24 protein-coding genes are annotated in these 19,492 nt (G+C 56.4%); 11 read left to right on the top strand and 13 right to left on the bottom strand.

The features are described from left to right. Positions 1-140: 140 nt before the first annotated feature. Positions 141-443 carry a hypothetical protein gene (locus tag LAP85_23460; GenBank protein MBZ5499367.1) on the bottom strand — a complete coding sequence of 101 codons (303 nt, stop codon included), beginning with the start codon at positions 441-443 and terminating at the stop codon, positions 141-143. Positions 444-754: 311 nt separating this feature from the next. Between LAP85_23460 and LAP85_23455 the strand changes: the two genes are divergently transcribed. Together LAP85_23455 and LAP85_23450 are read left to right on the top strand one after the other, a co-directional pair. Beyond that, positions 755-1,123 carry a hypothetical protein gene (locus tag LAP85_23455; protein ID MBZ5499366.1) on the top strand — a complete coding sequence of 123 codons (369 nt, stop codon included), beginning with the start codon at positions 755-757 and terminating at the stop codon, positions 1,121-1,123. 140 nt (positions 1,124-1,263) lie between these two features. Next, positions 1,264-3,831, top strand: coding sequence for a TonB-dependent receptor (locus LAP85_23450; GenBank protein MBZ5499365.1), 2,568 nt, complete (start codon positions 1,264-1,266; stop codon positions 3,829-3,831). Here the strand turns inward: LAP85_23450 and LAP85_23445 are convergent. The 7 genes from LAP85_23445 to LAP85_23415 all read right to left on the bottom strand — a co-directional run bounded on the left by LAP85_23445 (position 3,828) and on the right by LAP85_23415 (position 7,682). Beyond that, entirely contained in the window at positions 3,828-4,091 is a 264-nt protein-coding gene (locus LAP85_23445) for a DNA cytosine methyltransferase (protein MBZ5499364.1), read from the bottom strand. The two genes, LAP85_23450 and LAP85_23445, sit on opposite strands and share 4 nt — an antisense overlap. 499 nt (positions 4,092-4,590) lie before the next feature. Next, a complete protein-coding gene (locus LAP85_23440) occupies positions 4,591-4,965 on the bottom strand; it encodes a hypothetical protein (protein MBZ5499363.1) in 375 nt (124 codons plus the stop codon). 18 nt (positions 4,966-4,983) lie between these two features. Continuing rightward, entirely contained in the window at positions 4,984-5,244 is a 261-nt protein-coding gene (locus LAP85_23435; protein MBZ5499362.1) for a DUF1016 N-terminal domain-containing protein, read from the bottom strand. Between the two features lie 34 nt (positions 5,245-5,278). Beyond that, complete coding sequence (locus tag LAP85_23430) at positions 5,279-5,767, bottom strand: YchJ family protein (protein ID MBZ5499361.1); 489 nt, start codon at positions 5,765-5,767, stop codon at positions 5,279-5,281. Positions 5,768-5,776: 9 nt separating this feature from the next. After that, entirely contained in the window at positions 5,777-6,010 is a 234-nt protein-coding gene (locus LAP85_23425) for a hypothetical protein (GenBank protein MBZ5499360.1), read from the bottom strand. 105 nt (positions 6,011-6,115) lie between these two features. After that, positions 6,116-6,895 (bottom strand): hypothetical protein, encoded by a 780-nt coding sequence (locus LAP85_23420; GenBank protein MBZ5499359.1) that lies wholly within the window; start codon positions 6,893-6,895, stop codon positions 6,116-6,118. Then, positions 6,876-7,682: a ParA family protein gene (locus LAP85_23415; GenBank protein ID MBZ5499358.1), complete on the bottom strand. Its 807-nt coding sequence runs from the start codon at positions 7,680-7,682 to the stop codon at positions 6,876-6,878. Before LAP85_23415 ends, LAP85_23420 begins: the two co-directional genes overlap by 20 nt. A gap of 590 nt (positions 7,683-8,272) precedes the next feature. On the opposite strand from LAP85_23415, the gene LAP85_23410 reads away from it, so the two are divergent. Beyond that, on the top strand, positions 8,273-9,085 hold the full coding sequence (locus LAP85_23410) for a hypothetical protein (GenBank protein MBZ5499357.1): 813 nt from the start codon (positions 8,273-8,275) through the stop codon (positions 9,083-9,085). After that, on the top strand, positions 9,082-10,533 hold the full coding sequence (locus LAP85_23405) for a nucleotidyl transferase AbiEii/AbiGii toxin family protein (GenBank protein ID MBZ5499356.1): 1,452 nt from the start codon (positions 9,082-9,084) through the stop codon (positions 10,531-10,533). The genes LAP85_23410 and LAP85_23405 overlap by 4 nt, the downstream gene beginning before the upstream one ends. On the opposite strand, the gene LAP85_23400 is transcribed toward LAP85_23405, so the two are convergent. Further along, a complete protein-coding gene (locus LAP85_23400; protein MBZ5499355.1) occupies positions 10,517-10,690 on the bottom strand; it encodes a hypothetical protein in 174 nt (57 codons plus the stop codon). The genes LAP85_23405 and LAP85_23400 overlap by 17 nt on opposite strands. Positions 10,691-10,862: 172 nt before the next feature. On the opposite strand from LAP85_23400, the gene LAP85_23395 reads away from it, so the two are divergent. Continuing rightward, on the top strand, positions 10,863-11,639 hold the full coding sequence (locus LAP85_23395; GenBank protein ID MBZ5499354.1) for a hypothetical protein: 777 nt from the start codon (positions 10,863-10,865) through the stop codon (positions 11,637-11,639). A gap of 99 nt (positions 11,640-11,738) precedes the next feature. Here the strand turns inward: LAP85_23395 and LAP85_23390 are convergent, their stop codons facing one another. From LAP85_23390 to LAP85_23375, 4 genes are all read right to left on the bottom strand, one after another. Beyond that, the gene (locus LAP85_23390; GenBank protein MBZ5499353.1) at positions 11,739-12,125 is read right to left on the bottom strand and encodes a hypothetical protein; all 387 of its coding nucleotides are present in this window, start codon (positions 12,123-12,125) and stop codon (positions 11,739-11,741) included. 35 nt (positions 12,126-12,160) lie between these two features. Then, on the bottom strand, positions 12,161-12,448 hold the full coding sequence (locus LAP85_23385) for a hypothetical protein (GenBank protein ID MBZ5499352.1): 288 nt from the start codon (positions 12,446-12,448) through the stop codon (positions 12,161-12,163). A 22-nt stretch (positions 12,449-12,470) separates the two neighbouring features. Beyond that, positions 12,471-12,947: a hypothetical protein gene (locus LAP85_23380; protein MBZ5499351.1), complete on the bottom strand. Its 477-nt coding sequence runs from the start codon at positions 12,945-12,947 to the stop codon at positions 12,471-12,473. 274 nt (positions 12,948-13,221) lie between these two features. After that, positions 13,222-15,222 carry an AAA family ATPase gene (locus tag LAP85_23375; GenBank protein ID MBZ5499350.1) on the bottom strand — a complete coding sequence of 667 codons (2,001 nt, stop codon included), beginning with the start codon at positions 15,220-15,222 and terminating at the stop codon, positions 13,222-13,224. 604 nt (positions 15,223-15,826) lie between these two features. Between LAP85_23375 and LAP85_23370 the strand changes: the two genes are divergently transcribed. The 6 genes from LAP85_23370 (at position 15,827) to LAP85_23345 (ending at position 19,481) form a co-directional block, all read left to right on the top strand. Then, positions 15,827-16,057: a hypothetical protein gene (locus tag LAP85_23370; protein ID MBZ5499349.1), complete on the top strand. Its 231-nt coding sequence runs from the start codon at positions 15,827-15,829 to the stop codon at positions 16,055-16,057. Continuing rightward, positions 16,054-16,248, top strand: a complete 195-nt coding sequence (locus LAP85_23365) for a hypothetical protein (GenBank protein ID MBZ5499348.1) — start codon at positions 16,054-16,056, stop codon at positions 16,246-16,248. The genes LAP85_23370 and LAP85_23365 overlap by 4 nt, the downstream gene beginning before the upstream one ends. Before the next feature lie 21 nt (positions 16,249-16,269). Beyond that, entirely contained in the window at positions 16,270-16,521 is a 252-nt protein-coding gene (locus LAP85_23360) for a hypothetical protein (GenBank protein ID MBZ5499347.1), read from the top strand. A 492-nt stretch (positions 16,522-17,013) separates the two neighbouring features. Further along, positions 17,014-17,562 carry a rhodanese-like domain-containing protein gene (locus LAP85_23355; protein MBZ5499346.1) on the top strand — a complete coding sequence of 183 codons (549 nt, stop codon included), beginning with the start codon at positions 17,014-17,016 and terminating at the stop codon, positions 17,560-17,562. Between the two features lie 79 nt (positions 17,563-17,641). Further along, positions 17,642-18,319, top strand: a complete 678-nt coding sequence (locus LAP85_23350) for a metalloregulator ArsR/SmtB family transcription factor (GenBank protein MBZ5499345.1) — start codon at positions 17,642-17,644, stop codon at positions 18,317-18,319. A 4-nt stretch (positions 18,320-18,323) separates the two neighbouring features. Continuing rightward, entirely contained in the window at positions 18,324-19,481 is a 1,158-nt protein-coding gene (locus LAP85_23345; protein MBZ5499344.1) for a cysteine desulfurase, read from the top strand. Positions 19,482-19,492: the final 11 nt, after the last annotated feature.

Genomic DNA, 19,492 nt, shown 5'->3' with positions numbered 1-19,492 from the left:
GGATGGCGGCCCGACCACCCGGTGAAGTCCTGCGCCGACCCATTGCGGGTCGCCGCACCCATGGTGCATTTTAGCTCCAAGGCAGCGCATATGCTCGTCTTATTTCCGAAGACCCTGCCGTTTTTCAGCCCAATAGTGCTCTACTCGGAGTTCGAAAATCCATGCATCGGATTGCCGATGACCTGGCCGATGTTCCCTTCCTTCGCCATGTCGTTGTCATCTTGGCTCGCGCCGGAGTTGATGAGCTCTTGTTCGATGTAGATTCCGTAGGTAATGTGCCGGTTGTACCAGACCTGGTGGAACAGTGGATCCAACGCCTCTAGGATTTCTGAGTGCCGCCGCGGACCCTCAACCCATTGCCGTTCAATCATCAGGTTTGAAAATTCGGTTGGATTGAGGCGACGAAGCGCCTCGCCCAACGTGGTGAAGTAGAGTAATTTCACGCGAGAAAAGCAAGTCCCTATGTCCGGGTGTGGGAGTTTGTCACTGGCGTTCGGATGGCTGAGGTCCTTCGTTTTGTGGGTAACGAAGGCAAAGCGCGTTCCTGTGGCCTTCGCTGCAATTTCATCGGCATAAGTCTACATTAATATAGCGTCATCGACGCCGTTGAGCTGTCTATGAAAGGGAGCCCGCTTGTCGATGGCACGTTGAGCTGCGCGATCTTTCCAGCCTTTAGCGGTTCCGACTGTCAGCGGATTCGATTCCACGGGGTCGCTCTTGCATAACAGCCAATCAGGCGTAACTTTGAAAGAGTATGGTGCTCGGGTTTGGCGGCAAAACCAGGTGGGGTTCAGGCATTCTCCTGCTCCTCATTTCCTGGGGATTATTGACGACGGAAATCCACGGGATCCTGGGGCACACTCATGACGAGCAAGCCGGCCCTGGGCCATACCGGATCGCCAACACAACCCCCGGCCCTCACCTTACTCGCCTCGAAGTCGTACAGGATGATCCTTTCTGCGGCATCTGTCTAAGCTTCAGGCTCCTGCGTCATAGCCTGATCCCCACGACACACTGTATTGTTGCTTCTCTCTACGTCATCCTGCCTATCAACATCCAGCCTATTACCCTGATTCAAACCGAATCACCTCGGGACGAAAATCGCGGCCCTCCCAGCGCCTGATCACAGCACGGCGACGTTCAAGGTTCTATACCCGCAATCTAATTGAGTTATGGCCTTGGATCGCTGCCCTGGGGGTCACGCATGTTGCATGACATCCCTTGTGCAGCCCAGCTTTCTGTGGAGGAGACATGCTTCGACTAATGAAAATATTAAGCTTCGCGGTTCCCGTTGTATTTTGGATATCGGCCGCCAACACCGTCTACGGTCAAGGAGGTAATATCCAGGGAACGGTCCTGGATCCCACCGGCGCCGTCATCCCTGGAGCGACCGTGACGGTTCGGAATGCGCTCTCCGGCTATCAGCAATCGACGACGACTGACGACCATGGGGCCTTTGTGATTTCCAACCTTCCCCAAAATCCCTACCGTGTGGAAGTGAGTTTTCAAGGATTCGAGCCTTTCCAGCAGGATGTCGATGTCCGCACCTCGGTACCCATCGTTTTGAAGGTTTCACTGAAGGTGGCCGGGGTTACCATCACAGTCAACGTCCAAGCCGCGGCGGATGTCCTGGAAAATGTTCCGACGGCGCACAGTGATTTGAGCAAGGAGGTATTCCTCAAACTACCAACACTTTCGCCGAGCGCCGGATTGAGCGATGCGATCACGCTTACGACTCCCGGCGTTGTGGCTGATTCCAATGGTTTCTTTCATCCCTTGGGGGATCATGCCCAGACGAGTTTTTCAATTGACGGCCAGCCTATCAGCGACCAGCAGAGCAAGCTGTTTTCGACCCAGCTGCCGCTGAATGCGATCGCTTCAATGGAACTGATTACCGGCGCCGCTGCCGCTGAATACGGCGACAAGACCAGTCTTGTCGTCAATGCCGTGACCCAGTCCGGCCTCGGGAGAAACAAACCATTCGGAAGCATCGGCCTGCAATATGGCTCGTTCGGCACGCCGTCGGAGGAGGCATCGATTGGTTGGGGAAATGCCAAGTACGGCAACTTCATCGTGGCCAATACCAGTCGCTCGGGCAGGTTCCTGGATACACCAGAGTTTCAGCCCATCCACGACATCGGAAACAACGAGACGTTTTTCGATCATTTCGATTTTAAGCCCAACAACAAGGACATCTTTCACCTTGACCTGATGGGCGCGCGCAACTGGTTTCAGGTGCCGGACTCGTATGACCAGCCCGGCCAGGACCAGCGCCAGAAGACGATCACATTCAACGTCTCTCCCAACTATCAGCACATCTTCAATCCGGCCATGCTGCTGAATGTGAACGCCTTTTTCCGCCAGGATCAGATCAGCTACTACCCGAGCAGCGATCCGTTCCTGGATACGCCGGCGACGATCGCGCAGACGAGACGCCTAACCAATTACGGGTTCAAAGGCGACATCTCCTACGTCAAAGGCCATCACAATTTGAAAGTCGGCACCCAGATCATGCAGACGCGCTTGCGCGAACAGTTTAACCTGGGCATTACGGATCCGGGTTTTAATGCGGTCTGCGTGGACAGCTCAGGAAATCCTCAGGCTTTGCCCGGCGTCACGGACCCAACCCAATGCGCCGGCTCGGGATTTCTGCCTAATCGCGATTTCCAGCCCGGACTTATTCCCTACGACTTGACGCGAGGCGGCACGCTTTTCGATTTCGCCGGGCAGGCAAACATCAATCAGTTCGCATTTTACGCCCAGGACGCGATCTCGGTTGGAGGCTTTACGATTTCGCCCGGCCTGAGGATCGATCGCTATGACGGCATCAGCAAGGCCACGGGCATTCAGCCGCGTTTTGGCATCTCTTATCTGGTAAAGCCGACATCTACGGTGCTCCGGCTCTCGTATTCAAGAACGATGGAAACGCAGTACAACGAAAACCTGATCCTCTCGAGCGCCACGGGCGCGGGCGGACTCGCAACCAACGTCTTCGGCGCCTTCGGCGACCAACCTCTCCAACCGGGCCGGCGCAATCAGTTCAACGCCGGTCTGCAACAATCGTTTGGCCGTTACTTTATCTTTGACGGCGACTACCTCTGGAAGTACACAAACAACGCCTACGACTTCGACACGCTGTTCAGCACCCCCATCACCTTCCCCATTTCCTGGCGCAAGTCGAAGATTGATGGAGTATCGTTGCGGTTTGGGACCACCAATGTCCACGGCTTGCAGGCTTACACGACTATCGGTCACACGCGGGCGCGCTTCTTCGGCCCCGAAGTCGGCGGGGTGATATTCAATTCACCGATCGACGCCGAGGTATTCCGCATCGATCACGACCAGGCATTCCAGCAGACCACGAACGTGCGCTATCAGCGTCCGAAAAATGGCGCGTGGTTTTCATTCACCTGGCGTTTTGACTCCGGCGAAGTGGCGGGCGCCGTAACCAGCCTTGCCGATGCGCTTAGTCTCACGGCGGCCCAGCAGGCGGCCATTGGATTTTTCTGCGGCAGTCAATCAGCTTCCCTCGGGAACGCCATTTCGTCATGCAGTAGCCTGAATTTCGGCTCCACACGGCTTGTCATCCCGGCGCCAGGGACGTTCAATCCCGACACGAACTCGGCTCGCGTCGCTTCCAGGCACCTCTTCGATCTCGCGGTCGGGACCGACAATCTCTTCCGATCCACTGAGAGAGTTCGAACCGCGCTGCGGTTCAGTGTTGTGAACCTGACCAATAAGGAGGCCCTGTACAACTTTTTATCGACCTTCAGCGGCACGCACTTCGTGCAACCAAGAACCTATCAGGCGGAGTTGCGCTTCTTGTTTTAGAAGGACTGTGGATTTAAGATGAAAGGCCCGACGGGTTGTTCCATGAGTCGCCCCCTCATGTTTCTACTTGAGAGGAGCTCGTAGCGGATCCGCTCTGCAATCGCCCTCATGAGCAGTGGTGGCACGCTGCTGCCTGCACGCGCCCATCTGTCGCGATAACTGCCCAGAAACTGGAACCGTTCCGGATACGAGGCCAGCGCCTTGATTTCCGGGATGGTCAGTTTGCGGATCTCGTATGGGTGGATGAGCCCAATACGTATATGTGCACTCGTTTAATTTTAACGCATTATCATTGCAAATTTCCCGGCTTTTGCAGGATTCTATCCATGCGTTTTCTCAAGCATAAAGCCTTCGCCGGGAGGATTGATGTATCGAATGATAAACACCCGAATCGAGGACATCATTCAGGCGTTCAAGAATTCAGGAGACCTGGAGAGCTACAATTGGCTCCTTTCCGCGCTTCATGACAGGGATGTTTCGGACTTGGACGATTATCAACGGAGGTTCCGAGCGTTTTGGAGAATGCGTTGCGGGGACCCGTATGGCACTGCTTTCTTCGATCGGCTAGAGCACTGCAAGAATGGCTCTGGGGTGGATCCCGTAGCCATTGCCCGCGAACTGTATGCTTATCCGACCCGTGGAGGGCGTCAGACGCTGGAGTTCTCCTTCGCGACGAAGCTGGCGCACATGGTCGATCCCCACCTGCCCATCTACGACGCTATGATCAGCAGCTTTTACTTCCTCCCGGCAGCTTCCGGTTCAAACAATCTGGAGAAACGCCTGGCGCAATGCGCACAATGGCTCGATTTTCTCAAAAGAGAGTATGCCCGCATTCTCGTAGCAGGGCTTCTGGACCCGGCCATTGGCGCCTTCCGCCGGGCGCTGCCGCCCGTGTCTGCGCACACAGATGAAAAAGTGGTCGATTGGCTGATCTGGAAGTTCATTGACCTCGCCCGGGACGACCACCTCGTGGCCCTTTTTCGCGAGAGCCAAGACCTTGTCCTTGTCGCGGCTTCTGGCAAGGCGTTCGAAGAGGAGCGAAGCCACTTGGCGCTCGAGCTCACGGCTGGCCCAGTTCTCGCGAGCAGCCTCGATTTCGTAGAAGCCACGGGCTGCTGGGTTCTCGATGCGCATCAGGACGAGATAGTGGGTTCAGCCGAGATGAGGCGGGAAGAGGGCGCTCTCGATGGTCGCGGATTTGGACAACAGCGCTGTCCATTTGTCGACAGCGCTCTGATCGGAAAGCAGCGCGGAACCCTTGGGAAAGGTGAGATAGAAGAGGCGCACGCGGCGCAGGGTGCGCGGCCCGAAGCCTTTACCGAACCTGGCGGTGAGACGCTCGGCGAGCCGGTTCATGAGCTCCTCGCCGTAACCCGCGCGTTCCTGGCCACGCTGCTGGACCTCGACGATCACAGATGGGGCCTCTCTCTTTCAACTACCGATTGCCCTATTTCAGCCCGCAGCACTTTTTATATTTCTTCCCACTGCCGCAGTAGCAGAGCTCGTTCCGGCTGATTTTCGGTTGATCTCGGCGAAATGGCCGATGCGACATGCGGCCATCGACGAAGGTCCAGGCTCCAGCTTCTTTGCGGAATGTAGAGACCTCTTGGTGCTTGACCTCCTCATCTTTTTGGGAATATGTCGCGATAAACTCGACGGTTCCCTCGGCATCCTGTTCTTTTCCGCCGATAATCTTGAGTATCTCCAGACCATGCCACTGGGATCCTTCGGCCCATTTGCGCGCGCTCTCGTGATCGAATTGAGCCCCGGTGCTGGAATGAAAGGTTCGCTCGATGAAGTCGATATTTACCGTGACGTAAGCAGAATACCGCGCGCGCATTAAAGCTTCTGCCGTTGGGGCGTTAGCTATGCCGTTGAGAAAAGGTTCACAACACTCAGGGAATGGTTTGTCACTTCCGCAGGGGCAATCGGCCATCTCTTTTTCTTATCTTGATTCGCAATTAGACGCGACAGCCGTCTGGAAATCACTGATACGGCGGTCGATCTCGGAGAGTGCGTTCAGTAAATGCAGGCGCCGTGCTTCATGCACAGTCGTCGAGAGTTGCCGTTCGAGATCGACCTTGGCTAGGCGCAGCGACTCCAGTGCACGAATCCTCTCGGGATCGAGACTCGATCCTCCCTTTTTCATCATACGGCGGCTTTCCTGGATCTCTTCCATTCGTTCTTGAAGCCGCGAATTTGCGTCGACAAGTCCTTCTCCGGAGTCTCCCATGCGGTCAGTAGTCCTTTCTGAGACGGGTTGGTCTTCAATACCCAGATGCGATTATATCGATGTTGATCGGGAGTGACAACTGCCGCACCCCGCGAGTTCAGAGAATAGATCGTTGTCGAATGGGACGTCTTCGCGGGCGCAGGCGCGCTTGACGTCTTCCACGAAATCGCCAGGCGAGTAGTCGGCACGCCCGACAGCGCTATCCCGAACTCTGCGGACGACCTTTTCGAGCTGCGTCTTCTGCCAGGCACGGCTGCGCGGGTCGGGGAGCGCCATAATCTCCCTCACGAAATAGCGAAACGAGTTGATCTTTGTTGGAGTTCGCCGGGCTACGGCAGCAATCGCTGAAACGATTTTCTCCGCTGACACTTTCTCCAGGCCGTTTTCCTCATAGGCACCGGAATCGGAGTCGCTCCATGTGTTTCCGGTGGCGTTCTCGTAGGCGTCGCGAACAAGCGCAAAATGCCTGTCGGCATTCTCCTGTCTCTCGCGCGGCGCAGCCGCGCCACTGTGGTTTTCCACAGGGTCAATGCAGCGAGCGAGTTTTCCGCCCTTTGATGATGATTGTCTTTTCTTTTTATCATCATCATCTTTGTTGTTGGCACCTCGTGCCACCGTGGCACCGTGCCATGCTGAGTTGTCGTTCCGTGCCACGGTGGCACGTGGTGCCAAGGTCTTTTCCACAGGCTGCGCGCGCCGGGGATGAGGCGTTTCATCCCAGGCCGGGCCCCTGACAATCCCTTCGAGGGGAGCATACTGCATGAGCAGTTCCCTCGTCGGAGAAGGCTCGCCCTGGCCCTCGATCAGATCCTTAGCGATTGATGCTCTCAACTGCTCCCTGTCCCTTTTGTTCATGTTTCATTTCCCTTTTCAATTCGTTGAACAGTTTCATGAAGTCGAACGTGGCCCCGCTCGTCGTGGAACTCTCGACCACGCCTTTCTTCATGGCGGTGGCCTCGGCGACGCCGACGTAGCTGTGAATGACCGACTCGAGTACAAGGCTCGCTCCAAAAAATTCTTCGACTTCCTGACGGATCATGCGATCGAGATTTTGTCGGCGATTGAACAAAGTGGTCAGAACGAGAATCTTTAGAGACGGGTTGTGAGTTTCGCTGATGGCAGCGATTGTCTTAAGGAGCTGATTCATCCCCAGCAGGGCGAACGACGAACTATCTATCGGTAGCAGGACTGTGTCCGCGACGACCAGGGCATTCACTGTGGCTGCCCGCATCGCCGGCGGCGTGTCGATCAATACGACATCGAAGTCCGACAGGACTGGTTTTAACTGCCGGCGAAGAAGCAGTTCCCGATTGACTTTCTTCGCCTCCAGAAGATCGTCGGCTTCGATATCGATGGAGTTAGGCACGAGATGCAGCTGAGGCCGGATCTCGACGAGGTAGCGGCGGATCTCGGAGACCTCATTGATGATCAGGCGATGGGCCGTTAGACTGAGCTTGTTGAGATCGACGCCGAGGCCGGCGCTGAGATTTCCCTGCTGGTCGAGGTCGATCGCGAGTGTACGGTGTCCCGCCCGGGCAAAGCAGATGGCGAGATTGAGGGCGACGGTGGTCTTGCCGCAGCCACCTTTGGCGTTGGCAAGCGTGATGACGTATGCCATGGGTTCACATCTCCATGATGAAGGTTATCGGTCTGGCCGTATAAGTTGTTCTGCCCGAACAAGGCACGGCCAAACCGACTGTGTCAAACGGCTGTGTCAGTCCACTGTGCTAATTCGAGGCTGTGCTAGTTTTGTGTCAGTTCCGCAGCGGAAGAGACCCAAGACCAGCCGACTCGAATGCGCGAAAATGCCTGATTCTTATGGTTGGGATGTGATGCTGTAGGCTGTGGTTGCGGCCGTTTTGTCCTTCATAACCCCAAGGTCGGTGGTTCGATTCCACCCGTCGCTACCAAACCGCAAAATATTGTTTCCTAATTACATAACGGAATGTTCACGTAGGCGGTTGGACGCCGTTTCCCGACCACCTTGGCAAGCACAACCCCACGGCCCAAAGTGGCACCAGGTTTCTCCGCTTCAAAACGTCATTATAAGTTGTTGTTTAGAAAGCACTTCAGAGAATGCTGCGTGACGGAGCTATGGAGGGTGGGAATCACAAATTGAGAAAAAAACCGTCACATTTCAGCCTCTCATGGTATATTATGTGCAACGTAGTTCTTTTACGGAGATCGTATCGTTGCACAGGATATAGTATGGACCAGTTTGGTGGCCTCAGGGGTGCATCGCGCGATCGGCTGGCGAGGGTCCTTCGCCAAATCAGAGGCGTTATTGCCGCCAATGACGCCGCAAGAGCGCTGGGCGTCAGCCGGAAGGAAGCAACGCGGTTGCTTGCTGGATGGGCAACACGCGGCTGGCTGACGCGAGTACGTCGAGGTCTATTTCTCCCCGTTCCGCTAGAATCATCCACACCGGACATCGCAGTGGAAGATGCGTGGGTGGTGGCAGACAAGATTTTCGCTCCATGCTACATCGGAGGTTGGAGTGCCGCGGAATACTGGGGCTTCACCGAACAAGTTTTCCGTTCAACCTTGGTCATTACCTCACGTCGGCCGCGAGCACGCCGGATTGATGCTCAGGGAACTTCATTCGTCGTGCGCAGTGTGAGAAAGCGCGCGATGTTTGGCCTCAAACCTGTCTGGAGAGGGCCCGTCCGAGTTAACACTTCAGATCCAACGCGAACTATTCTGGACATGCTCGACACGCCGGCTCTTGGTGGGGGTATCCGATCTGTTATAGATGTGCTCAAATCTTATTACGGCTCTCAGCATCGCGATACGCAGATGCTAATTCGTTATGCCGACCAGCTCGGCAACAAGGCGGTGTTCAAGCGACTCGGCTATTTGTCCTCCGTGTTTTTCGAAGGAGAACAGGAGATCATCGACGCTTGCCGGGCGCGCCTGTCGGCGGGAAACGCCAAGCTGGATCCTAAGCTTCCCGCAAACCGGCTCGTAAGCAGTTGGCGGCTGTGGGTGCCTGCAGGATTTTCGAAGGAGGCAGTGCGGTGATCGGCAAGGAAGAAATTCTAGGATTTGCCCGGGAGGTGGGGATCGACCCAAACGTGGTAGAGAAGGATTACGTTCTCGGGTGGATGTTGGCTGGAATTTCATCCCATCCGAGAACTCGGGATACTTGGCTGTTTAAGGGCGGCACATGTCTGAAGAAGTGCTACTTCGAGACCTATCGGTTTTCGGAAGACCTCGACTTCACTCTGCTCGACAGCTCCCATGTGGACGACGCAGTTCTGCGCCAGCTGTTTTCGGAAATCACGCAGTGGGTGTATGACCAATCGGGCATCGAACTACCGGAGAATGAGCGCGTGTTCGAAGTGTACATAAACCCTCGGGCCAAGAAGTCGGCACAGGGCCGACTGGGTTACAGGGGACCCATGCAGCGCCAGGCCAGTTTGCCCCGGATCCGGTTCGACTTGACAGATGACGAGCGGGTCGTTCTCAAAGGCGAGCGCAGACACGTCCACCACCCCTATACCGACGAACCTGAGGGTGGAATCGAAGTGCTTGCGTATTGTTTTGAAGAGGTGTTTGCCGAAAAACTGCGCGCGCTCGCGGAACGCCAGCGGCCGCGCGACCTGTACGACGTAGTGCACCTTTATCGTCGTGCCGTGGACATCAACCGGGCGTCAATCCGCACTACGCTTGCGGCCAAATGCGAATTCAAGGGTATAGCGATCCCTACGGTCGCGAGTTTGCTCTCAAGCCCTCAACACCCTGAGTTGCGTGCTGATTGGGAACAAATGCTTGCACACCAGCTGGCAGGATTGCCGCCATTCGACTCGTTCTGGAATGAGCTGCCGTCGGTCTTCGCATGGCTCGAACGCAAAGAGATCGCGCCGCGCCGTCCAACTATAGGAACGCTCGGCACCGACATTGACACCGCATGGCGTGTGCCGACAATGGCACATTCGTGGCGTGCCGAGGGCATTGCAGCGCCTGTCGAGATTGTCCGTTTTGCTGCCGCCAACCGTCTTTGTGTGGATCTTGAATACCGCGACGAGCAGGGCAGGGTTGGCTCCAGGCTCATTGAACCGTATTCGCTGCGGCGCACCAAGGCAGGGGACATTCTTCTTTATGCCGTTCGTAGCGACAACGGTCAGGATCGATCATATCGCGTGGATCGAATCCTAGGAGCGCGCGCGACCAGCCAGCCATTCAGGCCGCGATACGAAGTGGAACTCAGCCTCGCCGCCCCTCTACACGTGCCGGAGATTTCTCGAGCGGTGCGAACGTCATCTCCTTCTGTGAGGCCAACCCGAACCTCAAGACCAAATATGTATTCTGTACGCCGCTCTGGACAGCTCCGATACGTTTTTCAGTGCGTCTCCTGCGGCAAGAGGTTCGAGCATTCGCAGTATGATTCGACATTGAGGGCGCACAAAACCAAGAGCGGCTACCCCTGCTCGAGTCGCATTGGATCCTATGTCACGACCAGATATTGAACACGTAAGACCACTTGCTCGCCCATTCGCGGATCGGGGTGACTACTGGGCGAATCAGGATTGGAGATGGCGGCTTGAGTTCTGCCTCAGCAGCAGCCCCGCGCTCGCCATAGATGACCACCGGCTGGTCCACGACGGCCGCTTGTTGACGGGTCATCTTCCCGATTCTCCCCGGCATCGACTACGTGACGGCGGAAATGCGCTGGTTGCGCTATTATGGGTCTCCGATCAGATGCGAGTGGGCTCCGACCCTATGACGCGGTTCTGCTACTAACCGGCATGGATGCCCGCCACGAGGGTGGAACTCATGGACTCCAAAGGGGAATCACATGCGCTACGATGAGTTTCGCGATCAACTGCAAGATGCTCTTCGCGCCGTCGGGCTGCTTATCGGGGTCGAAAGCCCAAGCGAGACTGTCGACATTGAGAGCATGGACCGGAACTGGCAAGTCTACACTTGGCGAGGTGAGCGTAAGAGCACGGAACCCTTTGGCGTCTCAGCCGAGATCGCCTTCCGCTGGAGTTCAGTCAACGCCGCTCGCGGACACACTTGCGAGGAAGACGTTCTCACAGAGATGCTTGGGAGGAGAGTACGCAATCCGAAGACTCAGCGGCGCTGGGTACGAGTCGATCTCAAGCTCCACGCGTCTCTTCCGTATGGTTCAACAGCTCGGATACCGGACCCACAGCTTCTCGGTTCCTGGTCCGCTACCGTTGGCGATAAACTCGACAAGCTGCTGACCGATATCCAGGAGCGCGAAGGGCAAATCGTTGCCGTGACGGGATGCCGGGAAGACGCTAAGCTCGAGGTTCAATGCAAACCTGAAGGCGAGCTCTCTCTCACTGGCCTTAGTGTCTCGGCGTTTCAGCTGGCTCAAGTGCCGCGCGTCTGGGATGACCCTGACCGTCGGGATGCCGAAAGGGGTAACAGTAAGGAACTCGCTCGTCTCGCGCGACGGTTCAAGATGGCATTGGAAGAGTGGATCAGCAGCGTCGCCGAACTCGGGAATTGGATCCGCTACTCGCCTCCGCCGCCTGAAGCAAAGCCGCTCGAACCCTTTTTCGAGGACGAAGAGGAGAATGGCGGGCCCGAAACGATTCACTGAGATCGGGATGACTCGGCTCCAGAGAATTTCGTCAATTCCCCAAACTGGGTGCTGGCGCGGAACGGAATTCGGGTGGGAAGGCTATCCAACCTCCCTGACTTACCAACGCTTTCGCCACTTGTCTCGGTAGCTCGGGGGATCCGGAATCGGCACGTTCGGCTCGACCGACCGTTCTGCTATGAAATTGCTCGAGTCTCCACCCTTGATCTTGATGACACCTCTGAGCCGGCCGTCCCTTCCCAGAGTCACCCGGCCGGAACCAGACATCTGGTCGAACTCCCACGCTCCTTGCCAAGTAAATGACACGCCGGACTTGGTCGGCTTGCAGTTGACATAGGCAAGGAGCGCATGCATCCGCAGGCGGTCGCCCGTGCCCGTCAGCGAAATCAGGGCAGGGCCGAGGAAATCAAGTCTGTCGCTCACCCACTGGGAAGTCTCGACGATCCGCCACCAACCTCGATATTCGGATGGAATCAGCTCTTGCATCGTTTCCACCTGGATGAGTTAGCTGAAGCCGGCGGCTACGTTTGAGTGTGGCGGGAGCGGCGCATGTTTCCCTTAATGGTCCGCACGATGATTGCGGCCAGCGTCAGGTGCGTGTTGCCCTGCCAGTGCTCGAGCGCTCGCACCCCGCGCAGTTGCAAGGTGGTCGCGAGTTCGCGGAACTCGGGCGTGTCTTCTTCGGGGACAAGAGGAAAATCTTCAACCAAGGGGACGTCCTCCTTACTCTTTAGCTTCCGCTCCACGAATTCCTCGGCGGCTCGCTCAGCATCCTGCGGCATCCGGACGCCCGCGAATTCCCGCCTCATAGCTTCCTCAGCCTCGCGTGGCTCAATCACAGTAACGTCGCGGTCGAGGGGTCTCCATCAGTTCATCAAGCCTGCCTTCGTCGGCAGCGAAACACCGGTTGACCACGCGGCACCGCATGGCGACGACCTCGGGCCCGAGACGCGTTCCAAAGAACCGCGCTCCCTCGATCGCCCGCGGGATGGAATTCGTCTGCAGGGTCATGCCGTCTTTTTGCGGAAAGCGAATGCGGCCGAGGACGATGGGGCGTTCTTCCTTCGGTACGGCGTCATATTCGCCCGGGAATCGGAGTGCCGCTGCCTCACTCTGAAACAACCACTGCCAGCATCGCTCCGGAGGAACTTCGAGCATGCACTTCATCGCCCGGAGCTTCTTGACCACGAACAAACGATCCGGGATCGAATAATAAAGCCGCACCGGCTGGAACGGCTCACCGGTTATGGTCGCAAGTAGACATCGTTGCTTCTGCATGTTGGGGCTCTTCACTTTCTTTCTCGGCATCCTAACGAATGACTCCGCTGAAAGGCAATCGGAAATGGCAGTCACGAGGCCGCCGGCTGCAATCGAACAACTCCTCTTTCTCAGCTTGATCACCGATAAGCGTTCCCCGGTTTTATTGCTACAATTAGTAGCCGCAGGCGTCAGTATGCAACAGCGTTCCATGAAAATAACCTCCTGAAATGGGTGTCGGCAAGCGCGGCTTTACCGGCAGACGAACTATGCACCAGTCTCGGTCCTCTATTGAGATCTTGCCATGTGCGTTTGCGCCTGGCGGTCACAGACGGGCGCAAACTTCGGCAGGTGAATGGCCACCGACCAATTCGTCATAGATATCGTTGTCGAAGCGAACTCCCTCGTGGGCACATGCGCATTTTACGTCCTCGCGGAAATCGGTCTCCGAGTAGTCCGCTCGTCCCACGGAATTCTCCCGGATTCTTCGCACGATGTTTCCAAGCTGCTTCTTTTGCCGAGCTCGGGTACGCGGATCGGGGAACGTAGTGATTTCTTTGACGAAATATTTGAGACTGTTGATTTTGATAGGGGATCGCTGGCTGACGGCTTCCAGAGCTGCAATTATTTTCTCGACGGGAACATGGTCGAGACCGTGTTCCGCATAGGTTTCGGAATCGGACTGGCTCCATCGGTTTCCCGTCACCTTTTCGTAGGCAGCCCGGACAGCCGCAAAATCGTGGCTCGAAATCTCGTGCATTTCTCGCGGCGCAGCCGCGCCGCTGTGGTTTTCCACTCGGGTGGCAGCACCGACCGAGGTTTTACCGCCATTTGATGATGATTGTTTTTTATAATAATCATCATCTTTATTTGTGGCATGTGGCGCCGCGCAGGCTCCGGGTGCTACGGCGGCACGACGCACCATGGTGGCACCTTCTGCCACGGTGGTGTCATTTGCCACCGTGGAGCCGGGAGCCGTCTCTGCGGCAGGGATCGGCACCTGGTAGACGTTCCCTTTTGAGGGTCGGCCGAGGTTCGCACGCAGTCGACGGATCAATCCTCTCCTCTCCAGGTAAAGTATTGTGTCCTGAACCTTTCTCTGCGACATGAGGACTGATTTTGCCAACTTTGCCAGGCCCACAACACAGGTGTCGCGCCGGAAGCCGTTGGAGAGTAGGTACAGTTGATAATAGACGGCTTTTGCGAACGGATCGAGGGTAGGAAACAGGCTGAAATTGATCGTATTCGGGACACGCAACTCCCCTTTGACCATGGCAAGCCATGCCACGGTGGCATCTGATGCCATGGTGGCGGGCGGTGCCTCCGTGGCAGAGTGCCATGGTGAGTCGCCTTTTGGTGCCACCGTGGCATTGTGTGCCAGGGTTTTTTCCACAGGTGGAGCTGGTCTCGGTCGCCGTGACGTGCCGCCCGTCGGCATGGTAATAACGCCCTCGAGCGGGGCATATTGCTTGAGCAGTTCTCTTCTAGCGGTATGCTCGCCCTGCCCCTGGATGAGATCTCTAGCGATGATGCTTTCAACTGCTGCCGGTCTCTTTTGTTCATGGCTCATTTCCCGTTTGAGTTCGTTGAACAGTTTCATGAAGTCGAAAGTTGCGGAACTCGTCCCGGAACTCTCCACGACTCCTCTCCTCATGGCGGTGGCTTCGGCAACACCGACGTAACGATGGATGACCGATTCCAGGACCAGGCTGGGACCGAAGAATTCCTCGACCTGCTGGCGAATTATCTTGTCCAGGTTCTGCCGTTTGTTGAACATCGTGGTCAGAACATTGATTTTCAGCGAAGGGTTGTGGGTCTCGCTGATCGCGGCAATGGTCTTTAGGAGCTGGTTCATGCCGAGCAGGGCAAACGATGAAGAATCGATCGGGATGATCACAGAATCGGCGACGACCAGCGCGTTGACGGTAGCGGCCCGCATGGCCGGCGGGGTATCGATGACGACGACATCGAAATCTGGCAGGACCGGCTTCAGCTGGCGACGAAGCAAAAGCTCTCGATTGACTTTCTTCGCTTCCAGCAGGTCATCGGCTTCGATGTCGATCGAATTCGGCAGAAGATGGAGCTGAGGACGGATCTCGACGAGGAAGCGGCGGATCTCCGGCACCTCGTTGATCAACAAGCGATGCGCCGTCAAGTTGAGCTTGTTGAGATCGACCCCGAGCCCGGCGCTCAAATTCCCCTGCTGATCCAGGTCGATGGCAAGTGTCCGGTTGCCTGCTCTGGCGAAGCAGACAGCGAGGTTGAGGGCGACTGTGGTCTTGCCGCAGCCGCCCTTTGCATTCGTGAGAGTAGAGATGTGTGCCATAGCGTCTCCTTGAGTTAAAATGGGCGCGAGCGAAGCCGACCGCTGTGAAATCAGCGGTCACGATGCACTCGCGGATCCACCTGTACTGCCCCTGGCACAAGTTGTCCGGGAGCAGCCAGTGGGGCTGTTGTGGGGCTGTCCTGTTGCAGACAGCAGCACAAACGGTCCTAAAGCAACTTCAAGGAATCCGCGTTTTTATTGGCTTTTTTTATACGGTATGTTGATGAGGTAAGGCACTTTAGGGATTCATAACCCCAAGGTCGGTGGTTCGATTCCACCCGTCGCTACCAAACCTGCTTTCCTCCAACCATAACATAATCACGGTTTTGCAGTCGGATTCGGCAACCCGAAGATTGGGCCAAAAACCGCCGTTTTCGACCTTTCTGACAAATTTCTGACAAATTCAAGGTTGGAGGCTTCTCGAATCAGCCCAAAACGAACAGATTCGCCGCCGGATTTCGACGGTCATTTCGTTCGTTCTACGACGTGAAAAGCTCGCGCCATTTTGCGGCTCAACTGTCGTCTTTGCCCTCAACTAAGAAGTCAGTAACGATTGGATTCTGTATCTGCACCCGCAGTGTGTAGGCGACAGGAGGGAAGGCGAGTGATTCGCGCAATTGACCCAGTTACTGAGGTTGAGGCCAAGCGCCGCAACGGCTACTTCAAGGTGGCGCGCGCCGTGGCCTTCGCCACCGAGGACGGGAAGTACGCCGACATTTGCTTCTACTCCAGGAGGCAGGGCGACAGTGCTCCTCTGGTGATCAAAGGCGAGCCGGCCGCCCTCAAGGCGCTTCTCGGTTTGCTCTACAACAGCATTGCGGGAGACCTTTCATGAATGCGTTGCGACGTTATCAAGTTCAGGGCAGACAGGTGCTTTGGCACCCGGAATGCATCGGCGGGTTCCGTGAGGACCGGCGGGCCGGCCTGATCTACGGTCCCTACAAACTGAGCGACGGAACATTCGCCAACAATGCAGAAGAGGCGTCGACCAGAGAGGATTTTTGCCCCTACTGCGGACGGACATAAGACATGGGAACGGTGATCAAAATGGATGCAAGAACGAGACGCCAGATCAACCGCGAGCTATTCGATTTGACCCACACGAACCCGGATCTCGGAACCGGCATTGGCCGGACGATTGAGATCATCCAGAAGCACCTGGGCGAGGACGCAGCCGACGTAGTGAGTGGTATCTACTGCGGCGAATTCGGCGAATCCCGCGAAATCATTCCCGGACACCACTCCGCGCTCGTTCTCCAATGGGGCCATAAGCGCCTGGAAGTCGCCCACGTGAGCTAAGGATGCGCGGGGCAGCAGAATCGAGTGCTCGGACGCCCGCTGAACAGGCATTTGCAGTCATGATCGAAAGGAGGTCCCCGAAACAAACTGTCCGATTGCAATAATTCCCACCAATGATCCGCATTAAACCACCGCAGCAAAACCCGCAGGCCATCGCGCCTGCGGTTCCTCTGTCACGGCCCACAGAGAGATAATTCACTTTTTGGGGGTAGGAGAAGGTTAGCAGCACCTGGGGTGGGAATCACCCACAATCATTCCGCCGGGCAGGTAAAGTAGGGGATTTTCACCAAGCCCCTTTCGGCCTTACTCTTCCGGGATCTTATTGGTCTTGGAGTCTCCATCAAAAAGTATTCTTCGTCATTGACAAATATTTAAGTATATGCTGAAATACTAAAATATCTGGTGGCAGAGAAGCGAACTTTCAGATCGATCTGGCGGGTACTGGCGAGCCCGAGTCCCACAGTCACAAGAGATCAGGAGATTCGATTTCCAATGTACACTTTCAGGGGGTTTACCAAATACGGCATCGCTTGGGCCACTATTTTCGCCTTGACGGTGTTTGTTGTGTGGCTCACGGGGAGTGAGCGGAAAAGCTCTGCTTCTGAATACTCCGGGCAGGCATTCGTCAACAGCCTGCAGCGAGCACCGGAGTCTGTCGATCCGTGGACGGCTAACCGGCTGTTAGAAGCGGAGCGGCTGGCAAGGATCGTTTCCGATCCAGGCAACAGCAAGCCGCTGATTCTTAATTTTGGCCCCGCCGTGCTCTTTAAGAGAGAGCATGTACCTGGCGCGAAACTAATAGGGCCACTATCCGAGCCTGACGGACCGAAAAATCTGCAAAAAGAGGTGATGAATCTGTGGAAAGATACGGAAATTGTCATTTATTGCGGCTGCTGCCCATGGAATGTGTGTCCGAATGTCCGTCCGGCATTCCAGGTGCTGCAAGACATGGGGTTCAAGAAAGTAAAGGTTCTGTATCTTCCGACCAACTTCAGACAGAGCTGGGTTAATAGGGGATTTCCTGTCCAAAAGGAACAATGACACTAGCCTTGAGTCGCATTCATTGCCTTGCTCAATAATGAACGAATGAGAACAGGATCTAACAAAGAGCCATAACCACATGCCGAGCCCAAATCGTCAGTACAAAACCGCAATTTACGAACAATTCTCCCGCATTGGCAAAGCCATCTCAAACTCAAGCCGGTTGGAGCTTTTGGACCTTCTGTGCCAGGCTCCTCGGACCGTGGATGTCCTGGCAAAGGAAGCCAGCCTTGGTGTAGCCAACACATCACAGCACCTAAAAGTGCTCCGCGCAGCTCGCTTGATAGAAGCCGAAAAATCAGGGCTTTTCGTGACCTACCGCCTGGCTGACGAGACGGTCTGTGAATTCTTCCGCTCGCTGCGCGTACTGGCCGAAACGCGCTTGACAGAGGTTCGCGAAATCACGCGCAACTTCCTGCAGGGCCGAGAAGGCATGGAACCTATCGATCGGAAGGCACTCCTGGCTCGCGTGAGGAGCGGCGACGTCACAGTTCTGGATGTTCGTCCAGGGGAGGAATACAAGGCTGGTCACATACCAGGGGCGCTTTCGATTCCTCTCAAGGATCTCGAGCGCCGTCTTTCGGACCTGCCGCGGGATCGCGAAGTTGTCGCCTACTGCCGAGGCCCTTATTGTGTCCTGGCAGTGCAGGCAGTAGAACTCCTTCGGTCGCGCGGATTCAGCGCTTTCCGCCTTGAGGAGAGCGTCCCCGACTGGCGGGCGGAGGGCCTGCCTGTCGCCGCAGGCGAGGAACGGTAGGCATATGGGCATTTGGGACAAATGGCCGATTTACCTGGACTACAACGCTACGACACCGCATGCACCTGAGGTTGTGGCGGCCATGAGACCGTTCCTTGAAGGTCACTTCGGAAATCCGTCCAGCGCGCACCGATATGGCGCAGTCACACGCGCTGCTGTTGGTCAAGCCCGTTCCCAAATTGCCGAGATCCTCAACTCGAAACCGGACGAAATTGTGTTTACCAGCGGAGGGACGGAATCCAACAATTACGCTATTCGCGGAGCTGCCCTGGCTGGTGCGCAGCGGGGACGCCACATCATTACCACGCTGATTGAGCATCCGGCAGTGACAGAGGTGTGCCGCAAATTAGAGACGGAGGGTTTCGAAGTTTCGTGGCTCCCCGTAGATGAAAATGGGCTGGTGCGTGTCGAAGAGGTGGAGGCGGCGGTTCGTCCGGATACTATCCTCATTACGCTCATGCATGCGAACAACGAAGTCGGAACCATCCAGCCGATCCGGGCTGTGGCGGAGGTCGCGCGGCGGCGCGGAATCATTGTCCATACCGATGCTGCACAATCGGCCGGCAAGATCCCCACCGACGTTCACGAGCTCGGCATCGATCTCTTGTCGATCGCCGGACACAAGCTTTACGCGCCCAAGGGCGTCGGTGCCCTCTATAACCGTGATGGGATTACCTTGCACCCGCTGATGCACGGGGCCGGGCAGGAACATGGGCGCAGGCCGGGGACTGAGAACGTCCTCGAGATTGTCGGCCTCGGCGCGGCTTGCGAAGTTGCCAGGCGTGACTTGGCAAAGAACATGGCGTGTATGACGGAAACCCGGGATGAGCTGGAGCGGAGGCTCCGCGAGACAATCGGTGACGTTCGGGTCAACGGGCAGCCGGAGCGGCGCCTGCCCAATACTCTAAGTCTCAGCATCCGCGGCGTCAACGCCCATGAGCTTCTCACCGCGATCGAGCCCCATGTTGCCGCATCAGCGGGAGCCGCCTGCCATTCCGGCGAGGTTCTGACCTCCCATGTTCTTTGCGCGATGGGAGTCCCAGAAGATTGGGCTCGTGGCACCCTCCGGCTCTCTACCGGAAGACACACGACCCGTGAGGAAGTGCGTGACGCCGTAATCGCGATCGGGGATGCTGTGCGCAGGCTACGCCGCACGGAATAGAGGAGAGAACC

This window comes from Terriglobia bacterium, from assembly GCA_020072565.1.
Classification (GTDB): domain Bacteria; phylum Acidobacteriota; class UBA6911; order UBA6911; family UBA6911; genus JAFNAG01.
The sequence above is the reverse complement of the archived record's forward strand: the minus strand, read 5'-3'. Positions and strand labels throughout refer to the sequence as shown.